Raw genomic sequence first — 19,051 nt, 5'->3', positions numbered from 1 at the left:
GATGACGTTCGACGCGCTCCCGTTCCCGGTCATCGACGGCCACAACGACCTGCCCTGGGAGCGCCGTGACAGCCACGACTCCGGCGTCGAGGGCATCGACACCGAGACCGACTCGCTGCACACCGACATCCCGAAGCTCCGCGCCGGCGGCGTCGTCGGGCAGTTCTGGTCGGTGTTCGTGCCCGCGGACGACCCGGACCCCGTCACGACGACGCTGCAGCAGGTCGACCTCGCACACCGGATCATCGAGCGCTACCCCGACGACCTCGCGCTCACCCGCACCGCCGCCGAGGTCCGTGCCGCCGTCGACTCCGGCCGGATTGCGTCGCTGCTGGGCGCCGAGGGCGGGCACTCGATCGGTGACGACCTCGCGGTCCTCCGCACCCTGGCCCGGCTGGGCGTCCGCTACATGACGCTCACCCACAACGACGACACCCCCTGGGCCGACTCCGCGACCGGGGAGCGGGCGCACGGCGGCCTGACCGACCGCGGGCGGCAGATCGTCGCCGAGATGGAGCGGATCGGCATGCTCGTCGACCTGTCCCACACCGCCCCGGAAACCATGCGGGACACCCTCGACGTGGCGACCCGGCCCGTCGTGTTCAGCCACTCGTCGACCGTCGCGATCGACGACCACCCGCGGAACGTGCCCGACGACGTGCTCGCCCGGTTGGCCGACAACGGCGGCGTCGTGATGATCACCTTCGTGCCGAAGTTCGTGTCGCGGGCGTGGGCGGACTGGGAGGAGTCGGGCATGGCCGGCGAACCGCCCCTGGTCACGGTGTCGGACGTCGCCGACCACGTCGAGCACGCCCGCGACGTCGCCGGTGTGGCGCACCTGGGCCTCGGCGGCGACTACGACGGCACCCCGGTGCTGCCGCCGGACCTGCGGGACGTGTCGCGGTACCCGGCGCTCGCGGCGGAGCTCGTCCGACGCGGGTGGGGCGAGTCGGACCTGCGGGCGCTGGCCGGTGGCAACGTGCTGCGGGTGCTCGAGGCGACCGACGAGCGGTTCGCCCGGACGGCGTTCGTGCGCTGACGCGGTGGGGCGAACGCCTCGCGAAAGCGACTCTCCTCGGCGCTGGTCGTGCTCACTCCCGCGAAAGCGACAGAACCCTGCGAACCTTCCGCGGGCATCTGTCGCTTTCGCAGGCCGGGGCAGGAAGGGCCTGGAGGCGCGACTCGCGTCCGGCGCGCACGCGCCGTCACGGACAGGACCGCCTGGGGTCCGGTCGCTAGGATCGGGCGCACACCGCGCCTCCAGGAAGAGCGATGCGCGACCTGAGCTGCGAAGGACGGACCGGATGAGCGGCACCATCTACGAGAACATCTCCCAGGCGTTCGGCAACACCCCCCTCGTCAAGCTGAACCGGCTGCCGAAGGCGGGCGGCGCCGAGGTGCTCGCGAAGCTCGAGTTCTACAACCCGGGCGCCAGCGTCAAGGACCGTCTGGGCGTCGCGATCATCGACGCCGCCGAGGCCTCCGGCGCGCTGCAGCCCGGTGGCACCATCGTCGAGGGCTCGTCCGGCAACACCGGCATCGCCCTCGCGCTGGTCGGTGCTGCTCGTGGGTACCGGGTCGTCATCACGATGCCCGAGACGATGAGCGTCGAGCGCCGTGCGGTCATCCGTGCGTACGGGGCCGAGATCGTCCTGACCCCCGGGCCCGAGGGCATGAAGGGCGCGGTCGCCAAGGCCGAGTCGATCGTCGCGGAGACCCCCGGCGCCATCCTCGCCCACCAGTTCGAGACGGCTGCGAACGCCGAGATCCACCGGAAGACCACGGCGGAGGAGATCCTCCGCGACACCGAGGAACACGTCGACGTGTTCGTCGCGGGTGTCGGCACCGGCGGCACGATCACCGGTGTCGGGCAGGTGCTCAAGGAGCGCGTACCCGGCGTGCAGATCGTCGCCGTCGAGCCGAAGGACTCGCCCCTGCTCACCGAGGGCAAGGCCGGTCCGCACAAGATCCAGGGCATCGGCGCGAACTTCGTGCCCGAGGTCCTCGACCAGAGCGTCATCGACGAGGTGTTCGACGTCGAGCTCGACGACGCGCTCCGGGTCGCCCGTGCCCTGGCGACGCAGGAGGGCATCCTGTCGGGCATCTCGTCCGGCGCGATCATCCACGCGGCCCTCGAGATCGCCGCACGCCCCGAGAACGCCGGCAAGCGGATCGTCGCCATCGTGTGCGACACCGGAGAGCGCTACCTGTCGACGGTGCTCTTCGAGGGGCTCACTGCGTGAGTCGTCCTCTTCGACGAGGCGTGCTGCGGACCATCCGGGAGGACCTGTCCGCAGCACGTCGCGGTGACCCCGCTGCCCGCGGCGACCTGGAGAACGCGATCGTCTACTCCGGGTTGCACGCCATCTGGACGTACCGGGTGACCCACCGTCTCTGGAACGCGCAGGGGCTGCCCGGGTCCCGGTTCGCGGCCCGCCTGCTCGGGCAGGTCGCACGGTCGGTCACCGGCATCGAGATCCACCCCGGCGCGCGCATCGGCCGTCGGTTCTTCATCGACCACGGCATGGGCGTCGTCATCGGGGAGACCTCGGTCATCGGTGACGACGTGCTCGTGTTCCACGGCGTCACACTCGGCGGACGCGGCGGAGACCACGGGCCGGGAGCCCGACGGCACCCGGTGGTGGGGGACCGCGTGGTGCTCGGCGCGGGGTCGTCGCTGATCGGGGCGATCACGATCGGTCCGGACTCCGTCGTCGGTGCCAACACCGTGGTCACGAAGGACGTGCCAGCGGGGTCGGTCGTCACGGGTGTCGCCGGGACTCCGCGTCCCCGTTCTGGGCACGAGGGCGTCCCGACGCTCTGAGCGCCTCGCGCCGCCCCGGGCCGCGCCGCGGGCGCACGCCGGGGCGTGCCGGGCCGCGCCGGGCACGCAAAACACCGGTGTTCGCGCATCGCACCCCGGCGTGCGGGTGTGCAGGACGCGAACACCGGTGTCTTGCCGGCGTCACCGAGCGAGTGGGAGCGTCAGCTCTTCTCGCAGGCGATGCCGTCCTTGTCGCGGTCGAGCTTGGTGTTCGCCTTGTACAGGGCGTCGTCCTTCTTCACCGTGCCCTTGAGCGCACGGTAGGTGGTCTTGCCGCCGGAGACGACCTTGTTCTTCGTGACGGACTTCTTGGCGATGCCGCCGGAGTACACCTTGTGCACCGCGGTGCAGTTGGCGTAGGACTTCGGCGCGGCCTGCGCGGTCGAGGTCCCGCCGACGACGACGGTGGTCGCGAGGACGGCGGTGGCGGCGGCGATGCCGAGGGTACGGATGATGCGCACGGGTTCCCCCTGGAACTGGTGGTGATCGCGCGAGCGACCGCCGCGTCGGGTGCGCGGCGTGGTGATCCTACGACGTGATCGACACTCATGACCTGCCCCCGAACGGGGTGCGCTGTCGGCGGCCTGCGGCATCCTGGTCACATGGACGGCGAGCAGCTGCACGACATCGCGAGCCGCACGGCGCTGGCGTTGCCGGCGGCCGTCGAGACCCAGCCGTTCGGCGAGGGCTCGGTGGTCTACAAGGTCGTCGGCAAGATGTTCGTGATGGTGAGCGAGGTGCGTGGGACCCCGATCGTGAACCTCAAGTGCGCGCCGCCGCACGGGGCAGCGCTCGTGCGGGACCACGACGAGATCACGCCCGGGTGGCACATGAACAAGCGGCACTGGATCACGCTGACGCCGGGCGACGGCATCGACGAGACCCTGGTCGAGGACCTCGTGGCGAACGCCTACGACCTGGTCGTGGCCGGGCTGCCCGTGGCGAAGCGTCCGATCGACCCCTCGCGCGGCGTGCTGCCGAGCTGATCGGGCTCGACGGGCCCGACTGGCTCGACCGGCTCAGGCCCGGGCGGCGACCTTCGACAGGTCGTGGACGACCTTCGGTGCCAGCCGTTCGCCCGACTCGAGTACGGCCCGTGCTCGATCGGGTGCCAGATCGCCGGAGATCTCGCCGATGGTCACCCCGTGTTCCGGCCGGTGGATCACCTCGACGGGGTCACCCGCGGCGACCGAACCGGACTTGACCACGCGGAAGTACGCCCCGGGCCGCCCCTCGTCGGCGAACCGCTTCACCCACCCGTCGATCCCCATGCGCCGGGCGAAGGTGCCGCAGGGAGTGCGGGGGACGGTCACCTCGAGCACGAGGGTGTCACCGATCCGCCAGCGTTCCCCGGTCACGGCCCCGGTGACGTCGATGCCGCTGGTGCGGAGGTTCTCGCCGAACAGGCCGGGCGGGACCTCGCGCTCGAGCAGGTCGGCGAAGTACGCGGCGTCCTCGTCGGCGTAGGCGTACACGGCCTGGTCCACACCGCCGTGGTACTTGCGGTTCGCCTGCACGTCGGCGCGCAGGCCGAGCGGCCGGACCCGGACGCTGCCGGTGACCGGACGCTTGTCGATGGCGGTGACGCCGATGATGCCGGAGTCGGGCAGCAGACGGTCGACGCGGCAGACGGCGGTGACGAGCGACATGGGATCAACTCTGGTGCACACACGCCCGCGCACCAAGCCGTGCCCGGCCCGGCCGGATCGGGATGAATGACCCAAGCGGTCGACGGAGCGCCGGTCCTACGGTGAAGGGGCTTCGGTCTCCCGCCGAACGGGAGGCAGCGGCCAGTCCGCGTCACATGTGGAGCAGAAACTCACGGAGGTTCACGATGGCGTTCGTCACCACGAGCGATGGTGCAGAGATCTTCTACAAGGACTGGGGGCCGCGCGACGCGCAGCCGATCGTCTTCCACCACGGATGGCCCCTGTCGTCGGACGACTGGGACGCGCAGATGCTGTTCTTCCTGGGCAAGGGGTACCGGGTGATCGCGCACGACCGCCGCGGGCACGGGCGTTCGTCGCAGATCGGCACCGGTCACGACATGGACCACTACGCGAGCGACACGGATGCGGTCGTGCAGCACCTCGACCTGCAGAACGCGGTCCACATCGGGCACTCCACCGGTGGTGGCCAGGTCGCACGGTACGTCGCGCAGTACGGCGAGCCCCAGGGCCGCGTCGCCAAGGCCGTCCTGGTCTCGTCGGTGCCCCCGATCATGCTGCAGAGCGACACCAACCCGGAGGGCACGCCGATCTCGGTGCTCGACGGGTTCCGGAGCGCCCTCGCCGCGAACCGCGCCGAGTTCTTCCAGGCCGTCGCCGAGGGCCCGTTCTATGGGTTCAACCGTCCCGGCGTGGAGGTCTCCGCCCCGGTGGTCGCGAACTGGTGGCGCCAGGGGATGACGGGCAGCGCCCTGGCCCACTACGAGGGCATCAAGGCGTTCTCGGAGACGGACCAGACCGAGGACCTCAAGGCGATCTCCGTCCCGGTCCTCGTCACGCAGGGCGACGACGACCAGGTCGTGCCGTACAAGGCGGCCTCGCTCAAGCAGGCCGAGCTGCTCAGCAACGCCACGCTCAAGATCTACGAGGGCTACCCGCACGGGATGCTGACGACCCACGCGGACGTCATCAATCCCGACCTGCTCGCCTTCATCCAGCAGTAGGACGAGCCGACCGGCAGGAGGACGAGCCGACCAGCAGGAGGGCGAGCCGACACACACGACGTCAGGGGCGCGCACCGGAACCGTCCGGTGTGCGCCCCATCGGTGTGTGACGAACGCGGTGCGTGATGCGTCCCACCAGTACCCGTCCGACGACGGTGGACGGACGCACCCAGCCGTTCACCATCCACCACCAGTAGAAGGAACGCGTGCACCACCAGTCCCTCGCCGAGCTCGACGACGCGGTCCTCGCCGGCCGGTCGTCCGACGGCGACGTCCGGGCCTTCGAGGTCCTGATCCGTCGCCACACCCCGCTGCTCCGCGCCTACGCCCGTCGGACCCTCGGTTCCACCGACGAACTCGACGACGTCGTGCAGGAGACCTTCATCACCGCGTGGGACCGCCTCGACTCCCTCGAGGACCTCGCGCGCGTGAAGTCGTGGTTGATGCGCATCCTGAGCCGGAAGTGCCTCGACCGGATCCGCGCGCGGCGCGTCCACGACGACGTCACCGAGCTCGAGGTCGCCGCGCCGGCCGACGACGCACCCGACCGGGTCGCCGAGGCGCGCTCGCGCGAGGACGCGGTCGAACGTGCGCTGGCCGAACTGCCCGAAGCCCAACGACGGTGCTGGATCATGAAGGAGGTGCTCGAGTACCGGTATGACGAGATCGCCGCCGAACTCGACCTGCCACCCTCGACGGTCCGGGGACTGCTGTCCCGAGCGAGGAAGAACATGATCCGACTCATGGAGGGATGGCGATGACCGACCACGACGGCATCCGGCCGGACCTGCCCGACAGCCCCGAAGCACTCGACGCCCTCGAACCCGGTGACCTCGACGGCCACTCGATCGACGAACTCGCCGACTACCTCGACGCCGGCATGCAGCCGGCGGACCCGAGCATCGACGACTCGCCCGCCTGCCAGAACGCCCTGGCCGCGATCATCCGCGTCCGCCACGCGTCGCTCCGCTCGCTCGAGGCGGCCGCCCGCGACGAGGCCCCGGCCGACGAGTCCTGGATCAGCGGTGTCCTGGCGAACATCTCGATCGAGTCCCGCTCCGGTCGCGACGTCCCGCTCCGCCCCCTGTCCGAGACCGAGCGCCCGGTGATGACCGAGGGCGCCATCCGGTCCCTCATCCGCCGCACCGGCGACGAGGTCCCCGGGGTGCTGGTGGCCCGCTGCCACCTCGACGGTGACGTCACCGAACTCGCGTCCCCGATCCGGGTGGTCGTCGAGATCGCGATCGCGTCCGGTCCGTCGATCCCGGCGACCGCCGAGCTCGTCCGCGCCGCCGTGGCCGGTGCCCTGGCCGAGCAGACCGACCTGCTCGTCGAGGCGATCGACGTCGTCGTCCGTGACCTGCTGCCGGACCCCGAGCCCGGCACCGACGAAACAGGCACCGACGAGCCCGGCACCGACCCGGAGGAGGCCCGATGAGCACCACCGACGAGACCCTCGCCGCGATCGAGGCCGCCGTCCTCGAGGTCCCCGGGGTCACCGACCTGTACCGCTCCCGCCCGACGGTCGCGAGCGCCGTGCAGGCGGTCCGCAGCATCGCCACGAGCACCGGACCGCTCCGGATCGTCGTCGACGACGACGCCCTGCGCGTCGTCATCGGCACCGACGGCTTCCGCCCGGCCCCCGAGGTCGCCCGCGCCGTCCACGACGTCGCCCTGGCGACCGCCGCGGCCGACGGCCTGGCGCTCAGCCGCGTCGACGTGCGCGTCGCGCGGGTGGGCTGACCGCGACCACAGACCGGACGGGAGGCCCGTGGCGACGCCGCCCCGGGCCTCCCGTCCGCCGTGGGCGCAGCTGATCCCGCCCGGCGCGACCCGACGACGCCTCCGGTGCCGAAGGAGACCCTCGCAGGACCACGTGCAGCGCGCCGGCAGTCCGTAGCGTGCTCGTGAGGGAGCGGCAGCAGTTCCGCACCGATCGTCGTCGCACGGACCGGAGGAACCATGGAGACCGACGCCGCCGTGGTCCCGTCACGCCGCGTCCGCGTGTACGGACGACCGTTCGATGCGGACTCCTACGCCCTGCGGGACTTCCTGTCGCGCTCCGTGGTGCAGTTCGACTGGTTCCCGGTCGACGTCGGCGGGGTCGGGGGCGCCGTCCGGATCGATCCGTCGCGGCTCCCGCTCGTGGTGTTCCCCGACGGCACGGAACTGGTCGCACCCACCCTGCGCGAGGTCGCCGACCGGCTCGGGTGGATCCACGCTCCGCGCCGCCAGGAGTACGACCTGTCGATCTACGGCGCCGGTCCCGCCGGGCTGTCCGCGGCCGTGTACGCCGCCTCCGAAGGGCTCGACGTCGTCCTGCTCGAGCGGGACGCCGTGGGCGGGCAGGCCGGATCGAGCAGCCTCATCGAGAACTACCTGGGGTTCCCCGAGGGCATCGCCGGGGCGGACCTCGCCGAGCGTGCCCGTGAACAGGCGGTCCGGTTCGGCGCCGAACTCCTGGTGATGCGCGAGGGCGTGCGCGGGGTCTTCCACGACGGCCGCATCCACGCCGACCTCGCCGACGGCGGCCACGTCGTCGCCCGCGCGAACATCTGCGCGACCGGTGTCGAGTGGCGTCGGCTCGGGCTGCAGCGCGAGCAGGAGCTGCTCGGCTGCGGTGTCTACTACGGTGCCGGGACGAGCGAGGCCGACGGCTGCGCCGGCGAACAGGTCTTCGTGGTCGGCGGGGCGAACTCGGCGGGCCAAGCGGCGATGAACCTGTCCCGTTCCGCGGCGCACGTCACGATGCTCGTGCGGGGCGCGTCGCTGTCGGCCACGATGTCGGAGTACCTGAGCGCCAGGATCGCGGCCGCACCGAACGTGACGGTCCGGACGGGCTGCCGGGTCTCGGCGCTGCACGGGGACACCCGACTCGAGTCGATCGAGGTGACCGACGGCGACGGTGCCACGGTGTCGCTGCCGGCCACGCGGTTGTTCATCTGCATCGGCGGACGACCGGACACGAGCTGGGCCGAACAGACGCCCATGGTCCGTGACCGGCTCGGGTACCTGGTCACCGGCCCGGATCTCGACACCGTCGACGGCTCGCTCGAGCACTGGCCGCTCGAGCGGCGTCCCTTCTGGCTCGAGACGAACGTGCCGGGGTCCTTCGCTGCCGGGGACGTCCGCGCCGGGTCCGTCAAGCGCGTCGCCGCAGCGGTCGGCGAGGGCGCCATGGCCGTGACCTTCGTCCACCGCCACCTGGCGACGAGCGACTGACCGAGGAGTCCCGTGATGTCCGACGAACCCGACACGACACTGCCGACCGCCGCCGAGTCGATCACGTCCCTGGACCGGCCGACCGCCTTCTTCAACGCCCTGATGACCGAGCACTTCGTCCTCGAGAGCGCGCGGAGCATCACGGTCAGCGAGTCGAGCAGCCGCTCCTCGCTGTACCTCACCACGCTCTCCAGCTCGCTCGTCGCCTTCGGGTTCCTCGCGCACACGCCCTTCGCGCTCGGGTTCCTCGGCGCGATCATCCCGGTGATCGTCCTGCTCGGCGCGTTCACCTACGAACGCCTCGTCGAGACCTCGCTCGAGGACGTCGCCGCGCTCGCCGCGATGCAACGGATCCGTCGCTACTACGGTCGGCTGCTGCCCGAGGCCGACACGTACTTCCCGATGCCCCGCGGCCGGCACGCGGCGAACGAGCTGCTCGACATCGGCCGGGCCCCGTCGTGGTACCGGCTGCTGTTCACGATGTCGTCCGCGATCGCGGTGGTGAACTCGATCGTCGCCGGCGCCGGGGTCGCCATCCTGGTCGACCAGCTCGGCGTCGACGACCCGGGTTCGATCGCGTGGGGCGTCGGATCGGCGGTGGTGCTGGCCGTGGCACACCTGTCGTACCAGGTCCGGTCGCACACCACGATGCACGAGGTGATCGCCCGGTCGGAGGCGCTCGACACCGACCGCAGGCTGCCCTGACCGGTCGCGGCCGGTCGCGGCCGGCCGCGACCGGTGTCAGCGTCGATCGGCCAGCTGCTCCGACCAGTCGCGGGGGAGCCGGTCGGCCGGACCCGGGACCGACTGGGCCGTCGGGTGCGCCTGCGGGTCGGCGAGGCGGGGTCCGTCCACGAAGTCCTGCGTGACGAAGTCCCAGAACCACCCCTCGCCCGGCTCGAACGACTGCATGACCTCGTGCCCGGTGACCGCGAAGTGCGCGGTGGCGTGCCGGTTCAGGGAGTCGTCGCAGCACCCGACGTGCCCGCAGGCGGCGCACCGACGCAGGTGCACCCACCACGAGCCCGTCGCGTCGCACTCCACGCACCCCGTGCCGGACGGGGGGACGGACGGGGAGACCATGTTCGCGCGTGCACTCATGGTCCAACCGTGCGTCGAGCACCCGCCGGAGCGCTTGAGTCAAACGGCGCTGGTACCGCGCGGGCGGACTTCCTACGGTCGAACCGAGGCCGGACGAGGAGTGCGTGGTGCGGGAGACGACGGATGACAGGACCACGTCCTTGACGACCCTCGCCACGTGGGCGCAGCAGGTCGTCGACGATCCTCGGCACCGACGACCGGCCGTCCACGTCCCGGTCGCCGTCGCGGACCTCGGTCGACACGGCACCGTGGGGCTCGGTGCGCTCGCCGGCACCGGCACCGGCACCGGCACCGCCGATGGCCTGGTCGTGTTCGACCGCCGGTGCTTCCGGATGCTGCCGGACGGCGCCGCAGCGGTCGCGGACACGGCCGACCCGGTCGCGTTCGCGGTCGTCTCGACGTTCTCGCCCGACCTGGTGGTGACGGTCGCGTCGGTCGCCTCCGTTGCCGACCTGGAGGCCCGGATCGCCGCCGTCCTGCCGCCGCGCGACTTCGCGGTGGCGGTCTCGGTCGACGGCGTCTTCGACGAGGTCCGGACCGAGGACGGCACGACCGGGACGACGGTGCACCGCGCGGTGACGGGGCGTCTCGTCGGCTTCCGGACGCCGGGCCCGGGCGGGGTCCGTGCCGACCTGCACCTCGGGTTCCTCGACGCCACCCGCACCCGCGCCGGAGCGCTCGCCGGGTTCGCGGGGTTCTCCGGGCGGATCGAGCTCGGCTTCTCCACCGCGCCGCACCTGGCGGTTCGTGCGCTCGGTGCCGGGTTCGACGACGACCGCGATGTGACCCGATGTGACCCGGAGTGACCCGGTGCGGCCCGACCGGAAGTCAGCCGGAGTTCAGCCGGAGCGGTGCTGCCGGAACCGCGCCGCGAGCTCCCGGCGGGACGCCACGCCCCACTTCGTGTAGACGTGGCGGACGTGGCTCGTCACCGTGTGGGTCGAGATGAACAGGTCGGACGCGATCTGCTGCGTCGTCAGGCCGGCGGCGACCCGTTCGACGACCTGGGCCTCGCGAGCGGTGAGCCCCGGGAGTCCCGAGGCGCCCGACGCAGCGGGGTCGGCGGTGGCCGCCCGGACGGTCACGCCGACGCCCCGCAGGTGCCGCCGCGACCGTTCGGCCTCGCGCAGGGCGCCGGAGTCGTCGAACAGCGTGGTCGCCTCCCGCCACACCTCGACGGCCGCGGGCACGGAGCGCCGCCGCAGGGCGCTCCCGAGGTCCTCGAGCGCCGCGGCGAGCACGAGCCGGCGGTCGACCCGGCGCAGCCGCTCCACCGCCGCGCCGAGGTGCTCCACGGAGTCGTGGACGAGTCCGTGCACGTGCAGCCAGGTCCCGCCGCACAGGTCGTTGTCCGGGTTCGCCGTGGCCCGGAGCCGTGCCACTCGTTCGATCCGCTCGAGCCGGTCCCGTCGGCCCCCACGGATCGCGATGCGCGCGAGGTGGACGTCGTCGGCGAAGTCGGCCGGGCTCGACATCGACGCGATCGGTTCCTCCAGGCTCCGCCACGCCACCTCGCTGCGGTCGACGGCGGCCCGGACATCGCCGTGTGCGTCCGCTTCGAGTGCCAGCAGCCACGAGCCGGATCGTGCGAAGGCCGGATCGGCGTGCAGGGCCTCGGCGAAGTGCCGCGTCCGGTCGGCCGCCGTGCGGTCGCCCTGCAGCAGCGCCGTGCGGAAGAGGACCGTCCCGGCCGTGAGCGCCGCGAACTGACCGAGTTCCAGGTCCTCGGCCAGGTCGAGGACCGACTCGGCCGACGTCTTGGCGTCCTCCAGGCGGCCCTGGTCGAAGAGCACCCGCGTGCGCAGCATCATCCAGGCGGCGGTCGGACGGGCCAGGTGGTTGCGACGGGTCTCGATGGCGTTCGCCTCGGCGATGCGTCCGGCACGTTCGGTGTCGCCGAGTGCACCCGCGAGGAACGCCACCCAGAGCCCCTCGGGCAACCAGGTGCTCGACGAGCCCCCGGTGGCAGCGATCCGGCTCATCGCCGACGTGATCGCCTGCGTCGCGTCCGCGAACCGGCCCTCGTTGAAGGCGAGCACGGACGCGCTGGCCTCGAAGGTGGCGACGGCGACCGGGTCCGCGTCACCGTCGCCCGTCGCCCGGGCCTCCCGCAGCGCGGTCGCGAGGTCCGCGTGCCGTCCGGCCTGGGCGAGGTTCAGCGCGCGGACGGCGAGCAGACGCGACCGCACGCCGGCGCTCACGCCGGGCAGGGCCAGAGCGGACTCGACCGTTCGCAGCGCTTCCGGCGTCGAGCCCTCGGTCTGCAGCCGTGCCAGGGTGAGGTGCAGGCGTGCGTCGTCTTCCGGGGCGAGGCGGCCCTGCAGGTCGTCGAGCAGCGCGCGGGCCTCGGCCGTCCGACCGCTGTGCCAGAGCAGCGGCAGGACGTCGACGACGATGCCGGGCAACGCCGGGGTGCCGTGCGCGACGTCGGCGGCGCGGAGGGCGAGCGCGCCCGCCTCGGTGGGATCCGTGCTCGCGAGGTCGATCGCCACCGTGCGCAGGACCTCGGCGGCCCGGACGTCCCCGCGCTGCGCCACGGTGGCGATGCGCGCGGCGATCGAGACCGGTGGGACACCCTGCCGCAGGAGTTCGTCCACCGCTTGCCGGAGCAGGTCGTCGCGGACGGCCGCGGGGATCATCGACTCCGCCGCCTCGCGGAGGACGTCGTGGCGGAACGACAGGTCCGTGCCGTCGTCGACGAGCACCCCCGCCTCGATCGCTTCCTGCACCCCGGGGAGCAGCCGCTGCACCGGCTGGTCGAGCATCGCCGACAACGACCGCACCGAGAACGAGCGTCCCAGGGTCGCTCCGACCTGCACGAGCTGCTGCGTGGGCTTCGACAGGCGTCGGAGGCCCTCGCGGATCGACGCACCGAACCTCGCCGGCAGCGCGGCGCCCGGCATCGTGGCGACACCGTCCACGATCGCCAGCAGGCCCTCGTCGACGAGCCCGCGGACGAGTTCGGCGACGAGGATCGGGATGTGCTCCGTCCGGCGCGCCGCACGCAGGACCGAGCCGTCCGGCGTCGCGCCGACCAGGTCGGCGATCATCGCGGCCGTGGCCTGTTCGTCCAGCGGGTCGAGGTCGACGAGCCGTCCCGTCGCGGCGAGCTCGTCGACGGTCGCCGTCACCGGCGGGTCCTGGTGCTCGGTCCGGACCGCGACGACCCAGAGCACGGGGACGTCGGCGAGCCGGCGCGACAGCGATCGGAGCACCGCCAGGGTCGTCGTGTCGCACCACTGCAGGTCGTCGACGACGACCACGACGCCGTCCGACGCCGCGGCCCGCTCCAGGTCGTCCTGGAGCTGCTGGAGGAGCCAGTACCGCGCCTCCGGGTCCAGCGTCACCGCGCTGAGCCGGACACGGTCGGAGATCGGCCGGGTCCCGGCGCCGAGCGCGTCCATGATCGGTGCGAGCGGGATCAGACGTGCGTCGCGGTCCGTGCGACCGACGGCCACGCGGAGGCCGGCCGCGGTCGCCTGGTCGACGACGTCCTCGAGGAGACGCGACTTGCCGACCCCCGCTGCTCCGCGGACGACGAGCACGTCACCAGCACCCCGTGCCAGACCGGCCACGGCATCGGCGACGAGGGCCTGCTCGATGCTCCGGCCGCGGATCGGCAGCCGGTTGCTGGGCACGGCGGACACCGGCACGGAGACCTCGTCTCCGCGGGGGAGCAACTCCTCGTCCGTCAACACGGCGGCCACCAGTCCTCGTCGGTGGCTGGAGTCTACGAACGGACCGCGGGCTCGCGACGGGCCCTGCCGCTACCCCGGCGACGGGTTCCGGTGACGCTCCCGGGTCGTCCGCCCGGGGTGTCGCGGGTGGTGGCCGGGGCATCCGGGGCCCGCGGGGCGAGCGGCCGGCGAGGGTGTCCCTGACAGGGTCACGTCCGGACGTCGCCCGTCGCATCGCCTCCCAGTCGCAGGAGTGCATCCCGGAGTCCGGCGCGCGTCGTCACGCCGAGCTTCGGGAACAGCCGGTACAGGTGCCCGCTCACGGTGCGCGGCGAGAGGTACAGCTGCCCGGCGATCTGCTTGTTGGTCAGCCCGGCCGCGGCGAGGGACGCCACACGGCGTTCCTGTTCGCTCAGGTCGACCGCCTCCAGCGCCGTCAGCACCGGACGGGCGGCACCGGCTGCGCGCAGCTCGCGTTCCGCGCGGGCCTGCCAGTCACCGGCACCGAGCACCTCGAAGGCGCGCGCCGCCATCCGGAACTGGCCCCGGGCCTCCAGGGCGTGCATCCCACGACGCAACCACTCGCCGTAGGCCAGGCGGACGCGGGCCACCTCGAACGGCGAGACGTCGCCGTCGACGCTGGCCAGCGCGTCCTCGAAGAGGGCGCGGGCACCGTGCGTCTCGTCGACGACCGCTCGGCAGGCGAGCAGCACCAGGGAGCGGCGCGGGGTCGGCTGGTCGGTGAACGCCCGTTCCGCCCGGGCCACCAGCGCGGCACCGTGGTCGGCCAGGCGGAGCCGCGCAGCCGACTCCACCGCGTCGAGCAGCTCGATCGGTCCGTAGCTGCTCTCGAGCCACCGCCCCGCCCTGCCCGATCGCGTCGCCGAGCGGCTGTAGGCCTCCTCGAACCGTCCCGTCGCGACGTCGAGCGCGGCGCGGGCGTGCTCCGCAGCCCGGGCGACCAGCGGCGTACCGTGCTGCGCCGCCCACCGTGCTGCGCGGTCGGCCTTCCGTGCCGCCTGCTCCGGCTCGCCCTGCACGGAGAGCACCAGTGCCTGCAGCGCCTCGGTCAGCGCGACGAGCGTCCCGGCCTGCCAGCGCTCGGCCGCTCGGTGCACGTGGTCGAACGCCGCCCGCGCCGCGTCGAGCCGCCCCGCCTGGTAGTGCGTCACGGCGGCACGGCACGAGCTGAAGTAGCCGAGGAGCCCGGCGTCGCCCGCTCGTCGGAGCGCGGCCTCCACGTGGTCCCGGCGCGGATCCGTCGAGTCGAGCAGCGTCCACGCGATGTGCAGTGCCACGGCCTTCCAGGGCTCCGTGTCGGCAGCGGATGCCTGCACCTCGCGGTACAGCGCGGCACGCTCGTGCTCGGTCCGGCCGGATCCGTCCACACAGTCCTCGACGAGCCGCAGCACCGGGTCGAGGTCACGGTCCGCGGTCAGCGCCAGCGCCTCGCCCCACCAGGAGTCGTGTCCGCCGAGGTAGCAGAGCACGTGCAGCGTCGCGACCAGGACGTCGTCGGTGCCCGCCCGGTCGGACTCCCGGAGCGCGGTCAGGACGGTCCGCCTGCCGGCGTGCACGTCACCGGACCGGACCGCCCGGACGAACTCGACCGCCGCCACCAGCGACGGATCGGGTCGGGTGCCCCGGCGGACGGCCCGTTCGGCCTCGGTGTCGACGAGACCGAAGTCCCCGGTGAAGGCGGCCGTGACGGTGACGGAGACGTCGGCCGACGGCAGCCGGGTGCCCGATCCCGCCAAGGCCCGGCCCTCGCGCACGGCGACCACCACGACCGTCCCGAGGTCCCGCGCCAGTGCGGCGAGCAGGTCGTGCAGCACGGTCCTGGCGTCCTCGTCGAGCGCGTCGAAGTCCTCGACGAGCACGACGCTGCGGGTGGGCCCCGGTGCCCCGGCGTCGTGCGCCCGGACGAGGGCGAGCCACGGGGCCAGCGACGCGGCCTCGATGACGGGGTCACCGCCCACCGCACGCCACCGGACGACCGTGTGGCCGTCCGCCCGGGCGGCGTCGGCGACGTCCGCGAGCGCCCGCGCCCGGGCGGACGCGTCCGGTCCGGTGACGACCACGAAGGGATCGGTGCCGCCGGACGGCGAGCACAGCGCCCGCCCCGTGCCGTCGTCGTGCGCCGGTCGTGCGTCCGAGATGCTGATCGTCATCGTCGCTCCTGGATCGTCGGTCGTCCGCCGCCCGGGAGGCCCGTGGCGGCTGCTCCGGACGCTAGCGACGACGACGCGGTCACCACATCACCCCGTGGTCGCGCGGGCATCCCCCCTTGCGGAGCGGGTCATCCGACTCAGGCGTGACGGGGCACCGGGTGGCGATGCTCGACGGGAGACACCCCACGGCACCGAACCGCACCGTCAGGACGGCTGCGGAGGAAAGGCGGACACCATGGCCTCCGTCCACGGCGCACGCTGATGACCGGCGCACCGGGCAGCCGCGTCCCCATCGACGCGCAGAGCGTCGACGCACCGCTGTCCCGTTCGGCGGTGTTCCTGACCCTCGACGTCGGGCCGGACGACGACGACCTCGATGCCGTCCGCGACGTGCTCAGCGACCTCGACGGCCTGCTGAAGACGGTCGGCTTCCGCGACCTCGACGCACACCTGTCCTGCGTCGTCGGGATCGGGGCGGTGGCGTGGGACCGGTTCTCGCCGCACGCCCGCCCGGACGCGCTGCACCCGTTCCCCGCCCTGACCGGGCCGGTCCACTCGGCGCCGTCCACCGGGGGAGACCTGCTCTTCCACATCCGGGGTGAACGCACCGACGTCTGCTTCGAGTTCGAACGCCTGCTGCTCGCCGCGCTCGGGGACCACGTCACCGTGGTCGACGAGGTCAGCGGCTTCCGGTACTTCGACACCCGCGACCTGCTCGGCTTCGTGGACGGCACGGCGAACCCGGTCGCGCAGGACCTGGCAGCCTCCGCACTCGTCGGCGCGGACGACCCGGACTGGGCCGGTGGCAGCTACGTCGTCGTCCAGAAGTACCTGCACGACCTGGCGGCGTGGAACGCCCTCGGGACGGACGCGCAGGAACGCATCATCGGCCGGTCGAAGTCGGACAACGTGGAGCGGGACAGCGCCACCGAGGTTCGGCCGTCGCACAAGTCGCTCGCGACCATCGTCGACGACGACGGGGTCGAGCACGACGTCCTCCGCGACAACATGCCCTTCGGACGACCCGGCAGCGGGGAGTACGGCACCTACTTCATCGGCTACAGCGGTGAGCTCTGGGTGCTCGAACGGATGCTGGAACGGATGTTCGTCGGCGATCCTCCCGGGACGTACGACCGGCTGCTCGACTTCTCGCGTGCGATCACCGGAGCGACGTTCTTCGCACCCGCACGCGATCGTCTGGTGGACCTCGCCGCGCTCGCGGCACCGCCGTCGCCGTCCGTGGTGACGGCTCCCGACGCCACCGGTCCCGGTCTCGGCATCGGTTCACTCCGCAGCACGGAAGGGCACACGCCATGAACCACCTCCTCCGCGAACTCGCGCCGTTCGGCGACGACACCTGGGCGGTGCTCGACGCCGAGGCCCGTGACCGGCTGGTCCCGGCGCTCGCCGCACGGCGCATCGTCGACTTCGACGGACCGCGCGGCTGGCAGTGGTCCTCGGTCGACCTCGGCCGCACCGACGCGGTGACCGGCGGGGTCGCCGACGGCATCACCGCACGGCGACGCCGGGTCCTGCCGCTCTGCGAGGTCCGTGCGACCTTCACCGTCGCGCTCGAAGAGCTCGTGGACTCCTCCCGCGGCGCCACCGACGTCGACCTGGGCGACCTCGACGCGGCCGTGCTGCGGCTCGCGGCCCACGAGAACCGGGCGACGCTCCGGGGGTGGCCGGAGGGCGGCATCACCGGGGCCGGGCAGGCGTCGACCCAGCCCGCGCAGTCGCACGACGGCTCACCGGGGTCGTTCCGGGCCGCGGTCACCACTGCGGTCGCCGCACTCCGCGACGTCGGGGTCGCCGGGCCGTACGCCCTGGCCTGCAGCCCCCGTGACTGGGCGGACATCGTCGAGACCGACGACGCCGGCACGCCCCTGCGTGAGCAGCTCGAGGGCATCACCGGCGGTCGGGTCGAGCGGGCGCCCGGCATCGACGAGTCGCTGCTGATCAGTCAGCGCGGCGGGGACTTCGTGTTCACCGTCGGCGAGGACCTGGCCCTCGGCTACCTGGGCCACGACGCCGTCGTCGTCACGATGTACGTCGAGGAGACCTTCGCGTTCCAGGTGAACACCCCCGAGGCATCCGTCGTCCTCCGCCGGTCGCTCTGAGGAGCAGGCACGACGGTCGGCCCGACGTGGTCCGATGCCCGCCCGCTCCGACGTACGCGTCGCGCGGGTGGGCTGACCGCGACCACGCAACGGACGGGAGGCCCGTGGCGGATCCGCCACGGGCCTCCCGTCCGTCTGCCGGTCGCCGTCGCGACCCGCGCCGATCAGTAGAAGTTGTTCGCCTGCGAGTGCCCCCACGCCGCGCACGGGGTGCCGTAGGCCGAGCTGATGTACTGCAGGCCCCAGGTGATCTGGGTGGTGGCGTTGGTGCGCCAGTCCGCGGCGATCGTGGCCATCTTCGAGCCGGGGAGCGCCTGCGGGATGCCGGTCGCGCCGCCGTTCGCGTTGACGGCCTGGTAGTTCCAGCCGGACTCCTTGGTCCACAGGTTGTCCAGGCACTGGAACTGGTCGGCACCCCAGCCGTACTCCGACGACGCGAGCGAGCTCGCCGTGGCCTTGGCGCCGGCGACGGTGTTGCCGGCGGCGAGCTTCCGGGCGGCCTCCGCTGCCTCGGCGGCGGCCTTGCGCTCGGCTGCGGCCTTCGCTGCGGCCGCGGCCTTCGCGTCGACGTCCCGCTTGTCCTGCGTGGCGCTGGCCTGGGCGACGTGCGTGGTCGACGCGACCGTCGTCGAGATGCGGTTCGTCAGCGCAGCGCCGGACAGGTCCGGGTAGTCGCTCAGCGCGTCGACGCGCTGTTCGAGCGCCGAGGTGTCGACCTTGTGGTTCGCGGTCTGCATGACGGTCTTCGCCGTGGTGATCGTGGCGGCGGCCTGGGCGCGGTCGAGCGCGGTGCCGCGCAGAGCGGGCTCCGCGGTCGCCGAGGCGCTCGGGGTACCGGTCGGCATGCCGAGGGCCTCGCCGATGGCGGGCTGCGTGCCGACGGTCAGGGCGCCACCGGCGACGGCCAGGACCGCTGCGCCGCCGGCGATCAGCGTCGCGCGGTGCCGCAGGGCCCGACGCATCCGGCGGGTGGGGGTGTTCAGGGCTTCACGTCGGGTCGAGGCCGTCGTGGTGGGGAGCTCAGGGGTGTGTCGCATCGGTTCCGCAGGTCGGCGGCTCGGTGGGGGAGGGACTCCTGCTCGCACGAACGAGGTCGTGCGGGCACGCCAGAGGCTGGCGGTGTCGGTGACACCGTCGACGACGAGGAGTCCTCGAGCCGGTGAGGACCGGACGGTGGTGTGGGGCCCGTCCGTCCGCCGGGAGCAGCCGTGGGGTGGCCGCGGTCAGGCGGAGCCGACACCATGACCGGTCAGACTGGGCAGCGC

At 72.9% G+C, this 19,051-nt stretch carries 19 protein-coding genes; 13 read left to right on the top strand and 6 right to left on the bottom strand.

The features are described from left to right. Position 1: 1 nt before the first annotated feature. The 3 genes from DEJ11_RS13205 to epsC all read left to right on the top strand — a co-directional run bounded on the left by DEJ11_RS13205 (position 2) and on the right by epsC (position 2,824). A complete protein-coding gene (locus tag DEJ11_RS13205) occupies positions 2 to 1,039 on the top strand; it encodes a dipeptidase (RefSeq protein ID WP_111103672.1) in 1,038 nt (345 codons plus the stop codon). 265 nt (positions 1,040 to 1,304) lie between these two features. Then, positions 1,305 to 2,243: a cysteine synthase A gene (gene cysK, locus DEJ11_RS13200; protein WP_111022171.1), complete on the top strand. Its 939-nt coding sequence runs from the start codon at positions 1,305 to 1,307 to the stop codon at positions 2,241 to 2,243. A 20-nt stretch (positions 2,244 to 2,263) separates the two neighbouring features. Further along, entirely contained in the window at positions 2,264 to 2,824 is a 561-nt protein-coding gene (gene epsC, locus DEJ11_RS13195) for a serine O-acetyltransferase EpsC (protein WP_110863472.1), read from the top strand. A gap of 161 nt (positions 2,825 to 2,985) precedes the next feature. Here the strand turns inward: epsC and DEJ11_RS13190 are convergent, their stop codons facing one another. Further along, entirely contained in the window at positions 2,986 to 3,285 is a 300-nt protein-coding gene (locus tag DEJ11_RS13190) for an excalibur calcium-binding domain-containing protein (RefSeq protein WP_209049853.1), read from the bottom strand. 141 nt (positions 3,286 to 3,426) lie between these two features. On the opposite strand from DEJ11_RS13190, the gene DEJ11_RS13185 reads away from it, so the two are divergent. Next, entirely contained in the window at positions 3,427 to 3,810 is a 384-nt protein-coding gene (locus tag DEJ11_RS13185; RefSeq protein WP_111092679.1) for an MmcQ/YjbR family DNA-binding protein, read from the top strand. A 33-nt stretch (positions 3,811 to 3,843) separates the two neighbouring features. Here DEJ11_RS13185 and DEJ11_RS13180 read toward each other — a convergent pair whose 3' ends face one another. Then, complete coding sequence (locus DEJ11_RS13180) at positions 3,844 to 4,473, bottom strand: MOSC domain-containing protein (RefSeq protein WP_111103671.1); 630 nt, start codon at positions 4,471 to 4,473, stop codon at positions 3,844 to 3,846. A gap of 185 nt (positions 4,474 to 4,658) precedes the next feature. Here DEJ11_RS13180 and DEJ11_RS13175 point away from each other — a divergent pair, with 185 nt between their 5' ends. The 6 genes from DEJ11_RS13175 (at position 4,659) to DEJ11_RS13150 (ending at position 9,422) form a co-directional block, all read left to right on the top strand. Then, positions 4,659 to 5,495 carry an alpha/beta fold hydrolase gene (locus DEJ11_RS13175; RefSeq protein ID WP_111046741.1) on the top strand — a complete coding sequence of 279 codons (837 nt, stop codon included), beginning with the start codon at positions 4,659 to 4,661 and terminating at the stop codon, positions 5,493 to 5,495. 206 nt (positions 5,496 to 5,701) lie between these two features. Then, the gene (locus DEJ11_RS13170; RefSeq protein WP_027466268.1) at positions 5,702 to 6,256 is read left to right on the top strand and encodes an RNA polymerase sigma factor; all 555 of its coding nucleotides are present in this window, start codon (positions 5,702 to 5,704) and stop codon (positions 6,254 to 6,256) included. Continuing rightward, positions 6,253 to 6,933 (top strand): Asp23/Gls24 family envelope stress response protein, encoded by a 681-nt coding sequence (locus DEJ11_RS13165; RefSeq protein WP_146245650.1) that lies wholly within the window; start codon positions 6,253 to 6,255, stop codon positions 6,931 to 6,933. Before DEJ11_RS13170 ends, DEJ11_RS13165 begins: the two co-directional genes overlap by 4 nt. Continuing rightward, complete coding sequence (locus DEJ11_RS13160) at positions 6,930 to 7,238, top strand: hypothetical protein (RefSeq protein ID WP_111103670.1); 309 nt, start codon at positions 6,930 to 6,932, stop codon at positions 7,236 to 7,238. Before DEJ11_RS13165 ends, DEJ11_RS13160 begins: the two co-directional genes overlap by 4 nt. Positions 7,239 to 7,457: 219 nt before the next feature. After that, positions 7,458 to 8,717, top strand: a complete 1,260-nt coding sequence (locus tag DEJ11_RS13155; protein ID WP_111103669.1) for an NAD(P)/FAD-dependent oxidoreductase — start codon at positions 7,458 to 7,460, stop codon at positions 8,715 to 8,717. Between the two features lie 15 nt (positions 8,718 to 8,732). Continuing rightward, a complete protein-coding gene (locus tag DEJ11_RS13150) occupies positions 8,733 to 9,422 on the top strand; it encodes a hypothetical protein (RefSeq protein ID WP_111103668.1) in 690 nt (229 codons plus the stop codon). A 36-nt stretch (positions 9,423 to 9,458) separates the two neighbouring features. On the opposite strand, the gene DEJ11_RS13145 is transcribed toward DEJ11_RS13150, so the two are convergent. Then, positions 9,459 to 9,818 carry a UBP-type zinc finger domain-containing protein gene (locus DEJ11_RS13145; protein ID WP_111103667.1) on the bottom strand — a complete coding sequence of 120 codons (360 nt, stop codon included), beginning with the start codon at positions 9,816 to 9,818 and terminating at the stop codon, positions 9,459 to 9,461. A 140-nt stretch (positions 9,819 to 9,958) separates the two neighbouring features. Between DEJ11_RS13145 and DEJ11_RS13140 the strand changes: the two genes are divergently transcribed. Then, the gene (locus tag DEJ11_RS13140) at positions 9,959 to 10,624 is read left to right on the top strand and encodes an acetolactate decarboxylase (protein ID WP_181440839.1); all 666 of its coding nucleotides are present in this window, start codon (positions 9,959 to 9,961) and stop codon (positions 10,622 to 10,624) included. A gap of 33 nt (positions 10,625 to 10,657) precedes the next feature. On the opposite strand, the gene DEJ11_RS13135 is transcribed toward DEJ11_RS13140, so the two are convergent. Together DEJ11_RS13135 and DEJ11_RS13130 are read right to left on the bottom strand one after the other, a co-directional pair. Continuing rightward, positions 10,658 to 13,525: an ATP-binding protein gene (locus DEJ11_RS13135; protein ID WP_111103664.1), complete on the bottom strand. Its 2,868-nt coding sequence runs from the start codon at positions 13,523 to 13,525 to the stop codon at positions 10,658 to 10,660. Between the two features lie 179 nt (positions 13,526 to 13,704). After that, a complete protein-coding gene (locus DEJ11_RS13130; RefSeq protein WP_111103663.1) occupies positions 13,705 to 15,666 on the bottom strand; it encodes a LuxR C-terminal-related transcriptional regulator in 1,962 nt (653 codons plus the stop codon). Positions 15,667 to 15,927: 261 nt separating this feature from the next. On the opposite strand from DEJ11_RS13130, the gene DEJ11_RS13125 reads away from it, so the two are divergent. Both DEJ11_RS13125 and DEJ11_RS13120 read left to right on the top strand, forming a co-directional pair. Next, the gene (locus DEJ11_RS13125) at positions 15,928 to 16,983 is read left to right on the top strand and encodes a Dyp-type peroxidase (protein ID WP_111103662.1); all 1,056 of its coding nucleotides are present in this window, start codon (positions 15,928 to 15,930) and stop codon (positions 16,981 to 16,983) included. Further along, on the top strand, positions 16,980 to 17,786 hold the full coding sequence (locus DEJ11_RS13120) for a family 1 encapsulin nanocompartment shell protein (protein ID WP_111103661.1): 807 nt from the start codon (positions 16,980 to 16,982) through the stop codon (positions 17,784 to 17,786). Before DEJ11_RS13125 ends, DEJ11_RS13120 begins: the two co-directional genes overlap by 4 nt. A gap of 164 nt (positions 17,787 to 17,950) precedes the next feature. Here the strand turns inward: DEJ11_RS13120 and DEJ11_RS13115 are convergent, their stop codons facing one another. Beyond that, the gene (locus DEJ11_RS13115; protein WP_111029332.1) at positions 17,951 to 18,823 is read right to left on the bottom strand and encodes an aggregation-promoting factor C-terminal-like domain-containing protein; all 873 of its coding nucleotides are present in this window, start codon (positions 18,821 to 18,823) and stop codon (positions 17,951 to 17,953) included. Positions 18,824 to 19,051 lie beyond the last annotated feature (228 nt).

Origin of the sequence: Curtobacterium sp. MCLR17_058 (genome assembly GCF_003234705.2) — a bacterium.
Taxonomy (GTDB): Bacteria; Actinomycetota; Actinomycetes; order Actinomycetales; family Microbacteriaceae; genus Curtobacterium; species Curtobacterium flaccumfaciens.
This window is presented reverse-complemented; position numbering and strand designations above follow the sequence as displayed.